The organism is Solidesulfovibrio sp., assembly GCF_029978005.1.
Classification (GTDB): Bacteria; Desulfobacterota; Desulfovibrionia; order Desulfovibrionales; family Desulfovibrionaceae; genus Solidesulfovibrio.
The window spans coordinates 147,867-164,814 of record NZ_JARKOZ010000046.1 but is presented as its reverse complement, the minus strand read 5'-3'; the positions used below and the strand labels follow the sequence as shown (position 1 = coordinate 164,814).

14 protein-coding genes are annotated in these 16,948 nt (G+C 70.8%); all 14 read right to left on the bottom strand.

All coding sequences use genetic code 11. The annotated features are described in order from the left end of the window. Positions 1 to 27: 27 nt before the first annotated feature. The 14 genes from Q1K70_RS05540 to lhgO all read right to left on the bottom strand — a co-directional run bounded on the left by Q1K70_RS05540 (position 28) and on the right by lhgO (position 16,904). Positions 28 to 852, bottom strand: a complete 825-nt coding sequence (locus Q1K70_RS05540) for a phosphoadenosine phosphosulfate reductase family protein (RefSeq protein ID WP_300156702.1) — start codon at positions 850 to 852, stop codon at positions 28 to 30. A 98-nt stretch (positions 853 to 950) separates the two neighbouring features. Further along, entirely contained in the window at positions 951 to 1,352 is a 402-nt protein-coding gene (locus Q1K70_RS05535) for a MucR family transcriptional regulator (RefSeq protein WP_300156700.1), read from the bottom strand. 363 nt (positions 1,353 to 1,715) lie between these two features. Beyond that, positions 1,716 to 2,843: a glycosyltransferase family 1 protein gene (locus Q1K70_RS05530; protein ID WP_300156698.1), complete on the bottom strand. Its 1,128-nt coding sequence runs from the start codon at positions 2,841 to 2,843 to the stop codon at positions 1,716 to 1,718. Continuing rightward, positions 2,840 to 3,850, bottom strand: a complete 1,011-nt coding sequence (locus tag Q1K70_RS05525) for a glycosyltransferase (RefSeq protein WP_300156696.1) — start codon at positions 3,848 to 3,850, stop codon at positions 2,840 to 2,842. The genes Q1K70_RS05530 and Q1K70_RS05525 overlap by 4 nt, the downstream gene beginning before the upstream one ends. A 40-nt stretch (positions 3,851 to 3,890) precedes the next feature. After that, a complete protein-coding gene (locus Q1K70_RS05520) occupies positions 3,891 to 5,381 on the bottom strand; it encodes a radical SAM protein (RefSeq protein ID WP_300156694.1) in 1,491 nt (496 codons plus the stop codon). Between the two features lie 112 nt (positions 5,382 to 5,493). Further along, positions 5,494 to 7,092 carry a radical SAM protein gene (locus tag Q1K70_RS05515; RefSeq protein WP_300156692.1) on the bottom strand — a complete coding sequence of 533 codons (1,599 nt, stop codon included), beginning with the start codon at positions 7,090 to 7,092 and terminating at the stop codon, positions 5,494 to 5,496. A 92-nt stretch (positions 7,093 to 7,184) separates the two neighbouring features. Further along, positions 7,185 to 7,919 carry a hypothetical protein gene (locus Q1K70_RS05510; RefSeq protein ID WP_300156690.1) on the bottom strand — a complete coding sequence of 245 codons (735 nt, stop codon included), beginning with the start codon at positions 7,917 to 7,919 and terminating at the stop codon, positions 7,185 to 7,187. A 213-nt stretch (positions 7,920 to 8,132) separates the two neighbouring features. Further along, the gene (locus Q1K70_RS05505; RefSeq protein ID WP_300156688.1) at positions 8,133 to 9,011 is read right to left on the bottom strand and encodes a glycosyltransferase family 2 protein; all 879 of its coding nucleotides are present in this window, start codon (positions 9,009 to 9,011) and stop codon (positions 8,133 to 8,135) included. A 62-nt stretch (positions 9,012 to 9,073) separates the two neighbouring features. Further along, positions 9,074 to 10,003: a lysophospholipid acyltransferase family protein gene (locus Q1K70_RS05500; RefSeq protein WP_300156686.1), complete on the bottom strand. Its 930-nt coding sequence runs from the start codon at positions 10,001 to 10,003 to the stop codon at positions 9,074 to 9,076. Positions 10,004 to 10,005: 2 nt separating this feature from the next. Then, positions 10,006 to 11,286, bottom strand: a complete 1,281-nt coding sequence (locus Q1K70_RS05495) for a radical SAM protein (RefSeq protein ID WP_300156684.1) — start codon at positions 11,284 to 11,286, stop codon at positions 10,006 to 10,008. Further along, positions 11,283 to 12,791, bottom strand: a complete 1,509-nt coding sequence (locus tag Q1K70_RS05490; RefSeq protein ID WP_300156681.1) for a radical SAM protein — start codon at positions 12,789 to 12,791, stop codon at positions 11,283 to 11,285. The genes Q1K70_RS05495 and Q1K70_RS05490 overlap by 4 nt, the downstream gene beginning before the upstream one ends. 63 nt (positions 12,792 to 12,854) lie before the next feature. After that, entirely contained in the window at positions 12,855 to 14,960 is a 2,106-nt protein-coding gene (locus tag Q1K70_RS05485) for a hypothetical protein (RefSeq protein ID WP_300156679.1), read from the bottom strand. Positions 14,961 to 14,963: 3 nt separating this feature from the next. Then, positions 14,964 to 15,575, bottom strand: a complete 612-nt coding sequence (locus tag Q1K70_RS05480) for a chemotaxis protein CheC (protein ID WP_300156677.1) — start codon at positions 15,573 to 15,575, stop codon at positions 14,964 to 14,966. Positions 15,576 to 15,680: 105 nt separating this feature from the next. Further along, the gene (lhgO, locus tag Q1K70_RS05475) at positions 15,681 to 16,904 is read right to left on the bottom strand and encodes an L-2-hydroxyglutarate oxidase (protein ID WP_300156675.1); all 1,224 of its coding nucleotides are present in this window, start codon (positions 16,902 to 16,904) and stop codon (positions 15,681 to 15,683) included. Positions 16,905 to 16,948 lie beyond the last annotated feature (44 nt).

The window sequence follows — 16,948 nt, the reverse complement described above, 5'->3', positions numbered from 1 at the left end:
CCACGCGGCGCGCGGCGGCGGCGAAAGCTACATGTAGCCCAGGGAGCGCAGCTGCTCCATGGCCTCTTCCTTTTCCTGGTCCCGGCCGGCCCGTTCGGCGGAGCGGTCCGTCAGGTCCTGTTCCCAGGCGGGCAGATCGCTGACGCGCACGGTGCCGGTCTTGGTGCCCAGGCTCCGGTAGCCCTGGCGGTAGAGTTCGCAGAAGGGAATGCCCCGGGAAAGGGTGACGTCCCACACGTCGGCCTCGCGCATGTGCAGGATGGGGTGCACGCGCAGATGGGGCGGGGTCTGGCGCGGGCTTTCGTAATCCTCGCCGGCCCGGGCCGGGTGCTCGTCCCAGCGGATGGCCGTGGCCAGGGCGGCCACGCCGGCCTGACGCAGAAACGCGTTCATGGGCGCGACCTTCATGAGCTGGTTGCCCACAGGCGATTCCGGGTCGAAGGGGAACCCCGGACCGGTGAAGCCTGCCCGCTCCACCTCGGCCCGGCTTTCCGCCGACAACTCGTCCACGGCGATGTAATCGCCGATGTTCGGATTCCTGGAGAGGACCTCCCGATTGGCGGCCATGGTCAGGTCGAGTCCCCATTCCCGGACCATGCGCTCCTGAAAGGCCTTGACCTCCTCGAAGGCGTCCCCCTCGTCGATGGTCAGCACCCGGGGCATGGGCAGGCCTTTTTCGGCGCAGGCCTCCCGGGTGAGCCACAGGACCAGCGTGCTGTCCTTGGCCCCGGTCCAGGCCACCCAGAAATCCCGGCCGAACCGCCCCATGGCCGAGGCGAGCACGGCCTTGGAAGCGGCGATCTTCTCGTCGAGGGTCATGGCCCAAAGGGCCCGCATCCCGGCATCGTCCATGGCGGCTCCCAGGTATCACGCGGCGAGGCTCTCCGCCGCGACGCTACGCCCCCGCCCAACGGCGGAACCGCCGGAGGCGGCACTGGCGGCGAATCGTCCTATTCGGCCTTCTTGCGGCGCTCCCAGAGCTTCATGTCCTTCATCTTGGCGCGGCGTTCCCGGGCCAGGGACTTGCAGGCCAGGGCCTGGGTCTTCTTGTAGCCGTACTTGGCACGGTATTCCTCGGCGGTGAGGCCGTGGGACGCAAGATGCTTCTTGGTGATGACCTTGAAGGATTTGCCGCACTCCAGACAGACGATGGAGGCTTCCTTGATGGCTTTTTTCGGGTCCATGGCCGGGGCGGCGGATTCTTCGCCAGCCGCTTGAAGCTGGCCGCCCACAAGTCCGGCGATGCCGCCAGCCACGGATTTCACCATGCTGAGAATCTCTTCCTCGGTCATGGGCCGCGATCCGGCCTGCGCCTTGACGATTTCCAGCGCGCTTTGCAGATACTCTTCCATGTGTTTCCTCTTGTTGGCTTTGGTTCGGAAACGGGCGGTATACCTACTCAACAGGTAGGAATCAAGCACTTCTAACATGTTTTTTCCCATTGCGTCCAGTTTATTCTATGGGCAAGCGGGAAAAGCGAAAATAAAATACCGGTTGCAGCCATCCTCCGAACAACGTTTCCCAGCGGCAACACCTGTTCCAGAAGCCCCGCCGGAAAGCAAGGTCTCAAGCCCGTCCGCGCCATTCTCCCGGCGTCGGCGCCTCGATCGGACCGGTGGTTTTGCCTGGAGCATTTTCGCCTTCCCGGCCCCATCTGACCGAAGGGGTGACGGAGATGTAATCCGCCCGGTCGGCCGGACGGAGAACCACCCGCCTCAGGCCGGCCGCGCCGCGGCCCGGCGGTAGGCGGCCACGGCCAGGGCCACGGCCGCGTCCCAGGTGAGCGCCCGCGCCCGGGCCAGGCCCCTGGCGCGCAGTTCGCCGGCAAGCTCCTTGTCCGTGACCACCCGGAGCAGGGCCTCGGCCAGGCCGGCAACGTCCTCGGGCGCGACGTGCAGGGCCGCCCCGGCCGTCACCTCGGGCACGGCCGGGGCGGACGTGGCCACCACCGGCGCGCCGCAGGCCATGGCCTCGGCCACGGGCAGGCCGAAGCCCTCGCCGAAGCTCGGGTAGGCGAAGGCCGCCGCGCCGCTGTAGAGCGCCGGCAACTCCTCCTGCGGTACGGAGCCGGCCAGGAAAATCCCCCGCGCCGCGCCGTCGCCCCGGAGGCGGTCGTGGAAGCGGGCGAAGAGCCGGTCGCGTCCGCCGGCCAGGACCAGCGCCGGCGCGCCCTCTCCCAGGCGCTGCCGCACCAGGGCGTGGGCCGCGACCAGGGCGGGCAGGTTCTTTCGCGGCTCGATGCGCCCCACGGTCAGAATGTACGGCGCGCCCGGCAGGCCCAGCCGGGCGCGCATGGCTTCGATGCGGGTCGGATCGGCCACGGGCGAAAACTCCTCCCCCACGCCGAGGTGGGCGAAGGCCACCCGGTTCTCGGGCACGCCGTAGCGGGAGACGATCTCCCGACGGCTGAATTCGGAAATGGTCAGCACCCCGGCCGCCCGGCGGGCCCCGGCCGGGTAGAGCCGGCGCATGAGCGACCCCAGCCCCTTGGGAAAATGCTCGGGCATGGTCTCGTGCAGGATGTCGTGGATGGACAGCACCGTGGGCGGCCCGCCGCGAAGGGGCCCCAGGTACTGGCAGTGGAGCAGGTCCGTCTCCCGGGCGGCCCGGTCCGGGAACGGCCAGACCAAGCGGGCGAAACGGCCGGCCGGTATGGGGCGTAGGGCGACGTTTGGGGCCTCGCCGGCCAGGGCCCGGATGTGGGGGGCATCCGGGTCCACGGCGTAGAAGACGAAGTCGATGTCCGGCGCGGCGGCGGGCAGCCGGGCCGCCAGGTTGGCCATGTAGGTGCGCGAGCCCTGCATGAGCCCGGACAGACTGTGCAGGTCGAGGCCGACCCTCACGGCCGCTTCCCCCCGCCCGAGGCGTCGCAGGCGCTGCCGGGCGCGAACCGCCGGGCCGCCCCGGCCAGGGCTCCGGCGGCGAAGGCCAGGGAACGGGCCAGGACGAAGCCCGGGGCCAGCAGGCCCACGGCGCTGTCTCGTCGCGCGGCGAAACGGGCGAAGGGCAGGCTCGAAAGCATGATGCCCGCCGCCGCGCCGGCCGCGACCGCGCCGCCGAGCACCGGCCACAAGGCGACCCCGCCCAGACAGACGGCCCCGAGCGCCGTCTGGAAGCGGATCACGGGCGGGGTGTAGCCGTCGCGCACGAGCTTTTCCGGGTGATTCCGGCAGGCGCGCAGCCGCCAGTAGGCCCGGCCGGCCTTCACGCGCAGGTAACGCCCGAGCGTGGCCGGATGCCTGTGGGCCACCCGGGCCTCGGGGGCGAAGACGAGGCGGCGGCCCAGGCGGCACAGGCGATAGGAAAGCTCGGTGTCCTCGTTGTCGGCCTTGGTGAAGGCGGCGTCGAAGCCGCCGGCGGCCTCGAACACGTCGCGGCGGAAGGCGGCGGCGTAGGTGGCCACGAGGTCCAGGCAGGGAAAGCGCGAGGCGTAGGCGTAGCGGTCCTCGAACTCGCACTGGGCGAAGCGGGCGGTCAAGGACGTCTGGGTCGTGCGGTAGGCCCCCTGGGCCCCGGCCACGCCCGGGTCGGCCAGAAGCGGCGCGACGAGGGCGGCCAGGAAATCCGGCTCGGGCACGCAGTCGGCGTCGGTAAAAACGACCACGTGCCCGGCGCTCGCCGCCACGCCCGCGTTTCGCGCCGCCGCCGGCCCCCGGTTCTCCTGGCGCACGACCGTGATCCCGAACCGCGCCGCCACGGCGGCGGTGCCGTCGCTCGAGCCGTCGTCCACCACCACGACCTCCACCCGGCCGGCGTCGTAGGTCTGGCGGGCCAGGGCGGCCAGGGTTTCGGGCAGGGTGGCGGCGGCGTTGTAGGCCGGCACGACCACGGCGACGTCAAGGGGAGCCATGGCTAATATTCCATCTCTATTGAGTAATTTTTAAGGAGAGCTAGACCTTGGACCCGAAGACCAGGTGCTTGAAGAACGTCCTGGCGGCCCGCAGGGTGCGCGCCGCCTCGCCCGGGGAGACGGCGGCGGCCAGGGCGCGGCGGACGAGAAACGACGGCCGCAGGTAGAAGCGCCGCCGGGCCAGGTCGCACAGCCGCACCAGCTCCTGGGGGGACAGTGTCTCGTTTCGCACCACGCAGTTGTGCAGCCCCTGCGGGGTGAGCCAGTCGCGCCAGTCGGCGGCCTCGATGCGGCCCCGGGCCCGGTAGTCGTCGTAGGCCTCGGTGCCGGGGTAGACCATGACCGGGTAGAACTGGGCCGTGTCCGGCCCCAGGCGCAGGGCGAAGTCGATGGTGGCCATGATCGACGCCTCGGTGTCGCCGGGAAAGCCGAAGATGAAGCAGCCGTGGACCTTGATGCCGGCGGCCCGGGCGTCGGCGCGAAAGCGCAGCATGCGCTCGACGCCGAGGCCCTTTTTCATGGAGGACAGGGCGGCCGGGTCGGCGGACTCGAAGCCCACGCACACCTGCCGGCAGCCGGCCTTGGCCATGGCGAAAAGCACCTCGGCCGGCAGGTCGGCCCGGCTGTTGGCGGACCATTCGAACGCCAGCCCCCGGCGCACGATGGCGGCGCAAAACGCCTTGCAGCGCGCCCGGTCGGCCGTCAGCGTGTCGTCCTCGAAAAAGACCGTGCGCAGCCCGGGAAAATTGTCCAGGCACCAGGCCACTTCGTCGAGCACCCGTTCGATGGAGCGGCAGCGCGCCGCCCGGCCGGTCAGGGTCTGGGGATGCAGGCAAAACGAGCAGCGATAGGGGCAGCCGCGCGAGGTGGCCAGCGTCACCATGGGCGGCTTGGCGTTGGGATTGAAGTACTGCCGGATGTCCAGAAAGCGCTTGTAGACCGGGGCCACGGGCGGCAGGCGGTCGAGGTCGTCGATGAAGGGCCGGTCGGGGTTGTGGACCACCCGGCCGGCGTCGTCGAGAAAGCTCAGGCCCTCTATTTTCGCCAGCCGTTCGGGCGTGGCCGGGCCGCTGTCCAGGACCCGGGCCAGCTCCAGCACGGTGAGGTCGTATTCGCGCCGGGCCACGGCGCGGACAGCCCAGGGCCGGCTGGTCAGAACCTCGTCCGGCAGAGCCGTGGCGTGGGGGCCGACCAGCAGGGTGAAAAGTCCGGGCAGGGTCTGGCGCAGGGCGGCGGCGGCGGCGACGTCGGCGGCGATGCTCGGGGTGGAGGTGTCGATGACCACCAGCTTCGGGGCGGACTGCACCGCCCGGGCCACGACGTCGCCGAGCTCCAAGCCGTCGGCCGGTGCGTCCACCAGGTCCACGGCGAAGCCGTCGGCGTCGAGCACGGCGGCGGCCTGGGCCAGGAAGAGCGGAAAATAGAGCGTGGCGGACTTGGTCACGGCCGGCGAACGCTGGGGCCGGGAGAACCGGGGCAGAAACGGCGCGTTGAGCACCATCACGGACATTGCGGGTCTTCGTGCCATCATGCCGTCTCCCATAGTTGAACCCCCTCCCCCGGGCAACCTCCCCCTTTTCCCCCTGCGAGGGGGTCCGGGGGACATTATGCCCCCCGGCCGCCGGAGGCATCTTTATTCTTTCCTACCCCTTACGCCCTGCCGCGACGGGGTCGCGGCGCAGGAGGCGGCGGAAGAAGCCGGCGATGCGGGAGAAATCGCCGCCGGCCAGGGCGGCGACGCCCTTGGCCACGAGGCGGCAGGCTTCGCCGACCGGGTAGGCGAGCCTGTAGAGCCAGGTCGGGTCGGTGCGGGTGAAGAAGGCCACGGCGCGCGGCGAGAGCAGCGCCTTGTAGACCGCGCCGGGGATGCGCTGGAAGGTGAGCAGGTAGAGCAGAAACGACGGGTAGTCGCGCCGGGGCGGAATGTAGAACGGCCGGCGGTAGATCTCCGTTTCCTCGTCGTGGATGCGGCCCTCGGCCTTGGCCTGGCGGTAGAGTCCGGTTTCCGGGAAATAGAGGAGGCTGGCGATGGCCAGGCCGAAGGGCTTGGGCAGGCGGGCCAGCAGGCGCACGGTGTCGAGCTTGTCTTCGGGCGTCTCCCAGGGCGAGTCGATGATGACATGGTAGTCCGGCGGCAGCAGCCTGGGGAGGCGCTCGTGCAGGAGCTTCGCCCCGGCCAGCACCCGCTCGTCGGACTCGGGCCGGCGAAAAAGCTTGCGCATCTTGGGGCTGCCGGTCTGGATGCCCATTTCCACGTAGCACAGGCCGGCGTCCATGAGCAGGTCGAGCTTGGCCGCGTCCAGGGTGGTGGGCGAGGCCTGACAGTAGAGCGGCAGGCCGACGTCTTTTTTGTAGGACGCGGCAAAGGCCTCCAGCCAGTCCATTTTCCGGGAAAAAAAGGTGTCGTCGAAGAGCTGCACGCCCTCGATGAAGGGATAGCGGGCCAGGACGTCGCGCAATTCGGCCAGGACGTGGGGCACGCCGCGGTTGCGGAAGTAGGGCACGGGGCCGCCCCGGAAGAGTTCCTTGACCGTGGGCACATTGCAGTAGGCGCAGCCGTGGGGGCAGCCCCGGTCGGTCATGGTGCGGTAGACGCGTAGGAGCCGGCCGCGCCGGTACGGCACCCGGGGCAGGGCCCGGGCCAGGACCTCGGCGGACAGGGGCACGATGCGGCCGAGCTCGGGAGCGTGCACGTACTGGTCAACACCGCTGAAGTCGAAAAACGGCAGCGCGTCCAGGTCGGCGACCAGCGGGGCCAGGCCGTTGTCCACCACCTCCCCGTCCCGCAGCGTCCAGATGCCCGGGATGGCGTCCGTTTCGCCGCCGCCGGCCAGGGCGTCGAGCAAGGCGGCCAGGGCCGTCTCGCCCTCGCCCCGGCAGACGAAATCGGCCTGGGAAAGCGCCTCCTGCGGCCGTACCGTGGCGTGGATGCCGCCCCAGACCACGGGCAGGCCCAGGCGTTCGCGAACGGCCCGGGTGAGCTGGACGGCCCGGTCGAAGTAGCTGGTGAAAAAGGACACGCCCACGAGGTCCGAGCCGGCGGCCAGGTCCAGGGCTTGGTCCACCACGCGTTCGGGGTAGCGGTAGACGTAGGAGCCGTCCTCCTGGAGCAGGCCGATGCTTCCCGGAAAAAGGACCAGGCGCACGTCGTGTCCGGCGGCCTTGAGGCTGGCTTGGAGGCTGCGCACGCCGAAGGCGGACAGGTCCGGCGGCGTCGGCGAGAGCAGGGTCAGGCGGGCCATGGGCGTCGGGCTCCTTTCCGGGTTTGGGGACGGGGCGGCATGGGCCGGCGGTCAGGGCGGCGGGCCAAAAGCGGACAAACGGGGCGCGCCGCTCAGGCGTGCTCGCCCGCTTCCCCGGAGGCTTCCCCATTCGGGGCTTCCTCGCTCACGTAGACCATTTCCCTGTGCCCGTCATGGGTCATGAACCCTGACGAGCGCATGCCGAACCGCTCCACCACCCGTCGCCCGGCCGGCGAGACGGCCACGGCGGCCAGGGCGCGGGCACCCGTCGCCGCCATGTCCGCGGCAAGGGTCTTCACCAGCCGCCGGCTCGCGGGCGTCGCCTGGAACGGCCCGAGGATGCACAGGTTGTAAAGATACAGATGCGCCGCGCCGCGCGGCGACTCCGGTTCGGGCCGTATCTGCTTGCGGCTTATGAGGCTTTCCGGGCGCTCCCGCATCGCGAGATACGTCTCCCGGGCAATGGGATGGAACGCCGTATAGCCGACCGGGACGCAGGTCTCCCCAACCCGGCCCAGCCAAAGCCGAAATCCTTTCGGATACACCGAAAACGTCTGCCTCAAATGCGCGTATTCCTCCCGGTGGGCCGGATCGGCATAGCAGGCCCAATCCGCCAGGAGCATGGCCAGGACGAACCGCTCGTCCCGGCCGGGGCCGAGCGCCCCCGCGCCGAGAGCGTCGTCGCCGGGCGCGAGGGAAAAGACCTCCCGGTCGTCCCGGCCGTCGAAACGCAACGAGACCAGCCGCCCCGCCTCGTGAGCGAGCCAGGAAACGACGTCTTCAGGGGCGCGGAGATCGGGGATGTTTTCCAAGGGGTCGGCTGGCATGGGCAGGGACGGCGCTCCGTTTCGGGCGGTCTCGCGCCCTTGGGGAAATCCGGGCCCGCGCCGGGGCGTCAAGGAGAACGACGCATCCGGTTACGAGCCATGGTCCTGTTGTATGGGCAACACGCCCCCGTGACAAGGCCAGTCGCCCGGGCCGTCCGAACGGCCGCGCGGATGCGCAGGCGCGAGCGGGCCGTCGTTTCCCGGCCCGGGAAATCAGGGCCGGCCGCCCCGCTCCTTCGCCTCTTCGTCCGCCCTGCCTTCCAGGGCGGCCAGCCGCCGCTCCACGTCGGCCAGGCGCGCCTCCGTCGAGGGTCGGCTTGCGGCCACGCGCGCCCGGCAGGCGGCGGATTCCTCCAGCAGGTCGTCGAGGATGAGGTTCTTCTCGAACCAGGCCCGCAGCATGGTGCTGAGGTAGCGCCGGCCCATTTCGCTCAGGTGCAGGCTGGAGCTGCCCCAGGTGCGGCCCTGCCAGGAAATGGGGATCTGGGCGATGTTGTAGCCGCGGATCAGCGCGTTGAGCGACAGTTCGATGGTGATGTTGAAATGGCAGGCCTTGAGCGGCCAGATGTCGCGGATCACCTCGGCCCGGTAGGCCTTGAAGGAATTGGTCAGGTCGTTGTAGCGCGTCCAGAAGAGCAGCTGGAGCATGTGGTTGACGATGCGGTTGGCGATGCGCTTGACCCGGGGGTAGTTGGAGCAGCGCGAGCCCTTGATGAAGCGCGAGCCGTAGACGCAGTCGAAGCCCTGGCCGATCTTGCGGTAGTAGGCGGCCACGTCCTCGGGGTCGTCGGAGCGATCGGCCATGCAGATGACCAGGACGTCGCCCCGCGCCCGTTCCAGGCCGGCCCGGATGGCCCGGCCGAAGCCCCGGGGCGGCGTGCGGCGCACCACGACCACGCCGGGATCGGCGGCGGCCAGGGACTCCAGCATCGCGCCCGTGCCGTCGGTGCTGTTGTCGTCCACGAGCACCAGTTCGTAGGGAATGGCCTCGCGCCGCAATACGGCGACGAGGGCCTCGACCGTGGCGGCGATGTTGCCTTCCTCGTTGTGGGCCGGGATGACGACGGAAAGGACGGGCTGGCTGTTGTCCATGGACGGGCTCCTTGGGAAATATCACGCGCGAAGCGGGTTATGCCTCACGCCGGCGGCAGGCATCAAGGGGAACCAGAAGAGCCGTGGGCTTCCAACAGATGCCACCATCCCGGATTTTTCCGCACAACGGCGGCGTAACGGGCCATGAGCTCCCGGGACATGGCCAGTGCGGCGGCGTTTTTGTCCAGGCCCGGCAGCGGCGCGATGGGCGGTTCCAGGCGCAGGCGAAAGTCCGCCGTGCGCCCCGGGACCAAAAAGGCCGGGCACAGGACCGCGCCGGCCGACAAGGCCAGCCGGGCCGGGCCGAGGGGCGCACGCAACGGGCCGCCGGGGAAGCCGAAGGTCTCGTGACGGCCGAACGGCGGCTGCCCCGGGGCGTCGTCGAGGGTGGTCATGACCAGGCCCCCGGCCCGCAAATGGGCCAGGGCCTGGCGCGTGCCCGGTCCCGGCGGCACGATTTTGGCCGGAATGCGGCCCTCGTAGCGCCGGCGCAGGCGCAGGGCCACCTGGCGGCCGACGAACGACAGACCCTCGGCGTTGAGATAGCCGATCTGAAGCATGGGATAGCCCAGGAGCCCGAGGGCCGTGAGCGGCAACTGGGTGGGGCCGAAATGGCCTATGGGCACGACCGCGCCGCGCCCGGCGGCCAGGGCGGCGTCGAGGTGGTGCAGGCCCTCGATCTCCAGCACCTGGGGGCAATTGTCGCGCGTGAGCCGTGGAAAGACGAAGACCGACAGCTGGTTGAGGTAGTGGGTCTCGAAGGCGGCCCGGGCCTGGGCCCGGCGGGCGGGTTCCGGCAGGTCCGGCCGCAGGCGGGCCACGGCGGCCAGAACCCGGCCGGCCCGCCCCGGGGAGGCGGCCCGGTGCAGCCGGCCCAGGAAGCGCAGCAGGGCGAAGGCGGCGCGCGGCGGCAGGCGCTCGACGACTAGGCGCAGGGGATACCAGACGATCAGGCGCAGCAGGTCGCGGGCCAGGCTCTCGGAAACGCGCACGGTCAGCGGCCCCGGGCCTTTTGCACCAGGTCGAAGAACTTCTCGATGTAGGCCGTGCGGCCCTGGGTGTAGCGCACCGGTTCGAGAAGGTCGGCCCCGGGCGCGACGAGACCCTCTTGCTCCGCCAGTTGCGCCAGGGCGGTGTGCGGCTCCACGCGCAGGCTGCTCAGCTCGAAATGGACCCGCCGGCCCAGGCGCTTCCTGGCCCGGACGATGAAGCCGACCATGGCCAGGGCGTCGCGCAGGGTCTGGCCGGGCGGATTCTTGAAGAAGTTGTAGCTGGCCTCGAAGCAGCCCATGTCGGCGACCAGGGCGAAGGCGGCGTCGATCTCGGCCCGGGTCACGGCCTTGCCGAGGGCCGCCAGGGCGGCGTCGCCGTAGGCGTCGGGCGAAAAGATCACGGCGTCGCAGCCGGCCCGGCGGGCGAGCTCCAGGAAATCGCGGGTGAGCCCCCGCTCGGTGAACCAGGCCGACCAGGAAAGCCGCACGTCGCGGCGGACCATGGCCTCCATGACGGCCGCGGCATGGTCGGCCGGGGCGTTGAAGACCGAATCGAGGAAGGTGAAGCGGACGAGCCCCCGGGCCTTGAGGCCGGCCAGCTCGTCGGCCACGCGTTCGGGGTCCTTTTTGCGGTAGGCCCGGCCGTTGAGAAAGCCGTAGGGACAGTAGAGGCAGGAAAAGGCGCAGCCGCGCTTGGTTTCGACGCCGACACCCCAGGGCACGGCCGCGTAGGGGCCAAGGGGCAGGGCCGCGAAGTCCGGGGACGGCAGGTCGGCGAAGTCGGCCTTGGCCGCCGGGCCGGAAAAGACCACCCGGCCGGCCTCGCGCCGAAAGACCGAGGGCACGGCGGAAACGTCCCCCCCGCCCGCCAGGGCGGCGGCCAGGGCGGCGAAGGCCCCCTCCCCTTCCAGGTACACGCCGTAGTCGATGGCCGGATAGCGGGCCATGACCGCCTCGGCGAACATGGAAAAGCCCGAGCCGCCGACCGCCAGGGGGCCGGAGAAGCCGGCGCGGACCGTGTCCAGCACCCGCGCAAACGGCGGCAGGTAGGACACGCTCACCCGGGTGTTGGTGGAGTCGATGTTGCGCAGCGACACCCCGACCATGTCCGGCCGGAACTCCGCCAGCGTTCGGGAAAGCTCCCCCAGCGGATCGGCCGCCGTGTTGGGGTCGCAGCAGGCGACCTCGTGGCCGGCCAGGGCGGCGGCCAGGCAGGCCAGACCCACCGGATAGACCGGCGGTCCGTCGCCGCCGAGCCAGGACTGCACGAGCAGGATTCTCACGAGCCGCGTCCCAGGAGTTTTTTGAGCAGCCGCTTGGCCGGGCCGGCCACGGCGAAGGCCAGCCGCCACAGCGGCGAAAGCGCCCTGGCGGAAAGGACCCGGGCCACAGGGCCGGTCGCGCACAGGGCCAGCAGCCGCGACGGAAACCGGCCGCCCTTGGCCAGCAGGATGAGGAAGTTGACGTAGTCCGGCCGGCGCATGGTGTAGCTTTTGGTGTAGACGTCGCGCCGTTCGTCGGCAAGCAGCCCATCGGCGGCGGCCATGGCCGCGAGCTTGGTGCCCGGATAGAGCACCAGGGAAAAGGGCTGGAGCCGAAAGGGCTTGGGAATCTTCGCGATGAAGCGCACGGACTCCAGGCGATCGTCGAGGGTCTCGTAGGGCGTGTCCAGGATGAAGTCGTAGCTCGGGGGCAGCATCCGGTCCTTGTAGGCGTTCACGATCGCCATGGCCGCGAGCATCCTGTCGTTGCCCATGGCCTGCCGGTTGAACAGGGCCTGGATGCGCGGCGAGCCGGTCTGCACGCCCATCTGCATGTAGACCATGCCGGCGTCCACGAGGGCGTCCATCTTCTCCCGGCTGATGGTGGCCGGGCTGCCCAGGCAGGTGAAGGGCAGGTTTATGCGCGCCTTGTACTCCCGGCAGAACTCCCGGATGTTTTCCAGCGGCCTGGCGAAAAAGGCGTCGTCGGAAATCCAGACGTAGCCGATAAACGGCATGGCCGCCCGGGCGGCCGCAAGCTCGGCCATGACGTGGGGGACGCTGCGCCAGCGCAGGTAGCCCTTGGCCCCGTAGAGGGATTTTATGGCGTCGTTGACGCAGTAGGCGCAGCGGTGGGGGCAGCCGCGCCCGGTCATGGTCTGGTAGCCCACGCGGCCAAGCAGGCGCGAGACCGTGCCCCCGGCCAGGAAGCGCTCGGTCACGCTAGGCGTCAGCGCCACGATGCCCTCGCCCGCGACCCAGATGCAGTGATCCTCGTGGGACCAGTCCGGCGGCGGCAGGGCGTCGAGGTCGGCCGCCAGGGGCCGCACGGGGTTTCGGGCCAGGCTTCCGTCCGGCCGGCGCGACCAGATGTTGGGGACCTCGGCCACGGACCGGCCGGCGGCCACGGCCCGGACCACGTCGAGGAGGGCCTCCTCGCCGTCGCCGACGCAGACCATGTCCGCCACCTCCAGGCACTCCTCGGGCCGGATGGTCGGGTGCACGCCGCCCCAGAGCACGGGTGCGGCGATGCTCCCCCGCAGAGCCCGGGTGATCTGGACGGCATTGTCGGCGTAGTTGGTCATGAGCGACACGCCGACGAGGGTCGCGTCGGCGCAAAGGGGAACGAGCGCTTCGAGCACTTCGGCCGGATAGCGCTCGGGGGCATCGGTCAGGGCGTCGCCCAGGGGATCGGGCAGAAAAATGAGGCGCGTGGCCACGCCCGCCGCCCGCAGGTACGACGAAAGGGCCCGCACGCCGAAAGCCGTGATGTCGGGATAGGGCGAGATCAGGACGACGCGCGGCACGTCGCGCGCTTCGGGGGCCTTTGGCTGCATTTTGCAGTAGATGCCGGGGGTATGGCCGGCTTGTCAAGGCGCGGGTGCGGCCGCCTCGGCGCTTACGACCAGGGGATGGGCCGGATCGAGCCACAGCTGGGCCCCGGGGGTGAGGACGAAGGACACGCGAAAAGTCTGGCCCGGGGGCGTGAAGTCGAGCCGCGCCGGCTTTTCGCAGCCTTCGCCCGTTTCCGGGATGCCGCCGTGGCCCAGTTCCAGGCGGCCGAGCTCCCGGCCGTCCAGGGTCCGGGCCGTGGCCGTGAGCCGCTGCCCCGGGGCGGTGAAGCGCGGGCAAAAGGCCACCGAGGCCGTCCCCAGCGGCGCGTCGGAGGCGGCCTCGTAGTCCAGGACAAGCGGGGCGTCGGCAGCGTCGGACTGAATGTAGCGGCCCCACTGGCCCACATGCTGGGCCTCGGCGGCCACGGCCTCGAGGGGGCCGTCGCGTCGGGCCACCCGGTCGGCCGCGGGCATGGCCACGATGGCCGCCGCCGCTCGGGGCCGATAGAAGGCGTAACGCCCGGCCTTCTCGGCCGGCTCGTAGTACACGTCGAGGAGATCCAAGAGCTTGCGGGAGATGAAGACCTGGCTGTCCACGAAACGCACCGCGCCCCGGGAGCGGATGTCCCCGGCCATGACCGAGTCGAGAATGGGGGCCAAGCCCAGATGGTCCAGGACGTCGGTCTCGTAGGCGTCGTAGAGGCGCAGGCGCGGCCAGTCCGAGCCGCCGGCGAAGAGGTAGGCCCCTTCGGCGTCCATGAGCACCGGACCGGAAGCGGCGGCCAGCGCCGCCCTGGCCTTGGCCACGGTCTCCAGGGCGGCGGGCGTGGGCCGCAGGTCGGCCGGGCCGGGAAGGTTCAGGGTGACCAGGGACGGGAGCAGCGAAGCCAAAGCCAGGGCTCCGGCCAGGCGCGGCAGGGGCGCGCCCAGGGACAGCCAGCGCCGGGCCCCGGCGGCCGCGCCCAGGGCGGCCACGGCGGCGACCAGGAGGAAATGGTTGGTGTCCGCGCCGGTCCACATGAGGGTGCGGGTGAGAAAGGGCAGGTAGGCGAGCAGCAGCGTATCGGCCAGGGGCAGCCGGCGGCGGCGCAGGCAGGAGGCGAGCCAGGCGGCGTAGGCGCAAAGCAGCCAGGCGTGTTCGGCCGCGAAGCGCGACAGGCGCGCCAAGGCGGCGGCCAGGCTGTTGTCCGCCCCGAGGGCGGTCATCTTCTGGGGGAAAACCACCACCTGCTCGACGAGCCCCGGGCCGAAAAAGGCCAGGGCCGCGCCCCAGCCGAGGCCGAGGGCCAGGACCTGGGCCAGGGCGAAAAAGAGGAACTCGCGGCGGGAAAGCACGAAAAAGCTCCAGCCCAGGGCGGCCGCGACCAAGGGCCAGGTCTGCTGCTTGGACAGGCTCGCCCCGGCGAAAAGCGCGGCCGCGAGCACGAGCCTGGCCCGGCCGGCCGTTTCAGCGCGCCCGGAAGGCAGGGCCAGCGCGCCGCCGAGGAGCAATCCCACGGCCAGGGCGTCGGGCTTGCAGAGAAAGCCGTGTCCGGCCTCGGGCAGGACGAGAAAGCCCAGGGCGGCCAGCCCGCCGGCGATCGCCCCGGCCTGCCGGCGGCCAAGGCCGAAAAGCACCGCGCAAAGAAGGCCCAGCCCGGCCAGGGCGGCCAGCCGGCCGCACCACAGCCCCGGCCCGGCGAGAAAGGAGAAGCCGGCGACGACCAGGTAATAGAGCGGCGGATAGAGCGTGACCAGGCGGGGATAGGCCCCGCCCACGGGGTAGATGTCGCCTCCGTGGGCCAGCAGCCAGCCCTTGACCGCCTCGCGGCCCTCGATGGGGTTGGCCACGATGGGCGAGGCGAGTTGCGGCAGGCGCAGCTGGTGCAGCCCGTCGAGCACGCCAAGGGCCAGCGCCGCCAGGGCGTAGCAGGCCACGGCCAGGGCGAGCAGGTCGCCCAGACCGGCCAGCCGTGGCCGCCCGCGTCCGGCCCGGCCGACCAGGCCGGCCAGGGTCGCCAGCAGCCCGCCGGCCAGGGCGGTCTCGCGCCACAAGCCGGTGGCCGCAGCCACAGCCAGGCCGACCAGGGCGCAGCCGGCCACGGCAGCCGATAGGCTGCCGCCACGGCGGGAGGAGGCTGTCCCCGGCGTCGCTGCGGTCACGGTCTATCCGATGTTTTCCAGAATTTTGGCGTCCAGGGCGGCGGTCAGGGCGTCGAAGCCCTCCTGGGCCAGGACCACCAGGATGTCGCCCGTGGCCATGTAGCGGGCCAGGGTGAAGTTGGCACGCACGTAGAGCGTCACGGAACACAACGCGTCGGCCATGGCGAGCAGCGGCCCGAGGTTCTTGGCCGTGGACAGGGGCTGGTAGTCCACGTGCAGGCCGAGCATGGAGCCCATGGCTCCGAGCACGCCGACGAGCACCACGTTGCCGACCTCACGCAGGGTGTCCTCGCGCATCTGCTCCGACACCTCGGGCATGCCCAGGGCCTCGGTGAGGCCGGTGACGAGGTTGGTGGCGTCGCCGTGGGCGAAGGCCAGGGCGGTCATGCCGCGCATGGCTCCGACGAAGGGCAGGAACACGCCCTCGCACACGGTCGGGCAACGCCCCATGGTGGCCTCGGTCAGGCTCGGGCGGCTGAGGACGCGGATTTCCGGGGCGGAGAGAACCACGTGGGTGGCGCACATGCGGTTGAGCGCCTCGGCCGCCCGGCCGAGGCCGATGTTGACGCATTCGCTCAAGAGATCCATGCGGGATTCGAGGGTCACTGCGGACACCGTAACCTCCTTGCGGCGCCGGGGCGGGCCGCCGTGGCCCCCACCATAGCACCCCAAGGCCGTTCACGCGATAACTTTGCCCACGTCGGCTTCCCGTGCCGTCGGTCAGGCCAGGGCCTCGTCCGCCATGTCCGCGACGTGGGCGGCGAAGGGAAAAGCGCAGGTGAAGGCCGGGGAGACGGCGTTGAGCACGTGCAGGGAGCGGTCGTCGCGTTCGATGCGGAAATCCATCTCCAGCCTGCGCCTTTTCACGTCCACGAGCTGGGCCCGGATGCCCGGCCGGCCCCAGGCGGCGTAGTGTTCGGTCTTCACGAACTCCGCCAGCTCCCCGGCCAGGCCCACGATGTGCGGCCGGAACTGCTTGCGCAGCTCCTCCACGGCCAGCTCCCGGAAATTGAAGTCCGCCCGGGCGAAGAGCGCCGCCTCGCGCAGCAAAATTTCCAGAGCTTCGCCGGCGTCGAAGTTTTCGAACCAGCCGTACTGCTCGCGCCAGAAGCAGGGGATGGCCGTGGGTCCGATCTTGACCCGGCCGTCCACGGCCACGGTGAAGTGCACGCCGAGAAACGGGTTGGCCAGGTTGGGCACCGGGTAGATGTTGGTGCGAAGCCGCGGCGCGCCGGGCGAGGCGTAAAGGTAGAGCCCCTTGAAGGGCAAAAGCGCGTGGTCGCGCGAGAAGCCGAAGTCCCGGGCCACTTTGTCGGCGTAGAGCCCGGCGGCGTTTATGACGTAGCGGGCCCGGCGCGTGCCCCGGCTGGTGACCACGGCGTCGCCCCGGCGCTTCAGGTAGCGTTCGCCCAGGCACACGGCCACGCCCCGGCCGCGCGCGTCCTCGGCCACGGCCGTCAGCACCTCGAGGGGATCGATGGAGGCCGTGGAGGGCGAGAAAAGCGCCCACTGGCAGGTCGTAACGCGCGGTTCGATCTCCCGGGCCTCGGCCAGGGTCAGGCGGGTCAGGGCCACGCCGTTGGTTTGGGCGCGCGCCAGAAGCGTGTCCAGGGCCGGCAACTCTTCGGGGTTTTTGGCCACCACCAGCTTGCCGCAGGCATTGAGGCGCAGGCCCTTTTCCAGGCAAAAGGCCCGCATGGCGGCGTTGCCGTCGCGGGTGAAGCGGGCCTTGAGCGAGTCGGCGGTGTAGTAGAAGCCGGCGTGGAGCACGCCGCTGTTGCGGCCGCTGGCATGGGCCCCCAGGGAGGTCTCCTTTTCCAGCACGGCGATGCGCGCCCCGGGATGGCGGCCGGCCAGCTCCCGGGCGATGGACAGCCCGACGATGCCGCCGCCGACGACCAGGAAATCCGAATCCGAGATGTTCGCGTCTTGCGTCGTTTCCATGAAATACCTTGTTGCGGGAAGCCCCGGCCGCGCGGCCGGGAACG

Bases quoted from the DNA above. Each gene is read 5' to 3' on its own strand.
- Q1K70_RS05540 (WP_300156702.1), bottom strand. From the start codon at position 852: ATGGACGATGCCGGGATGCGGGCCCTTTGGGCCATGACCCTCGACGAG.
- Q1K70_RS05535 (WP_300156700.1), bottom strand. From the start codon at position 1,352: ATGGAAGAGTATCTGCAAAGCGCGCTGGAAATCGTCAAGGCGCAGGCC.
- Q1K70_RS05525 (WP_300156696.1), bottom strand. From the start codon at position 3,850: ATGGCTCCCCTTGACGTCGCCGTGGTCGTGCCGGCCTACAACGCCGCC.
- Q1K70_RS05520 (WP_300156694.1), bottom strand. From the start codon at position 5,381: ATGATGGCACGAAGACCCGCAATGTCCGTGATGGTGCTCAACGCGCCG.
- Q1K70_RS05515 (WP_300156692.1), bottom strand. From the start codon at position 7,092: ATGGCCCGCCTGACCCTGCTCTCGCCGACGCCGCCGGACCTGTCCGCC.
- Q1K70_RS05510 (WP_300156690.1), bottom strand. From the start codon at position 7,919: ATGCCAGCCGACCCCTTGGAAAACATCCCCGATCTCCGCGCCCCTGAA.
- Q1K70_RS05505 (WP_300156688.1), bottom strand. From the start codon at position 9,011: ATGGACAACAGCCAGCCCGTCCTTTCCGTCGTCATCCCGGCCCACAAC.
- lhgO (WP_300156675.1), bottom strand. From the start codon at position 16,904: ATGGAAACGACGCAAGACGCGAACATCTCGGATTCGGATTTCCTGGTC.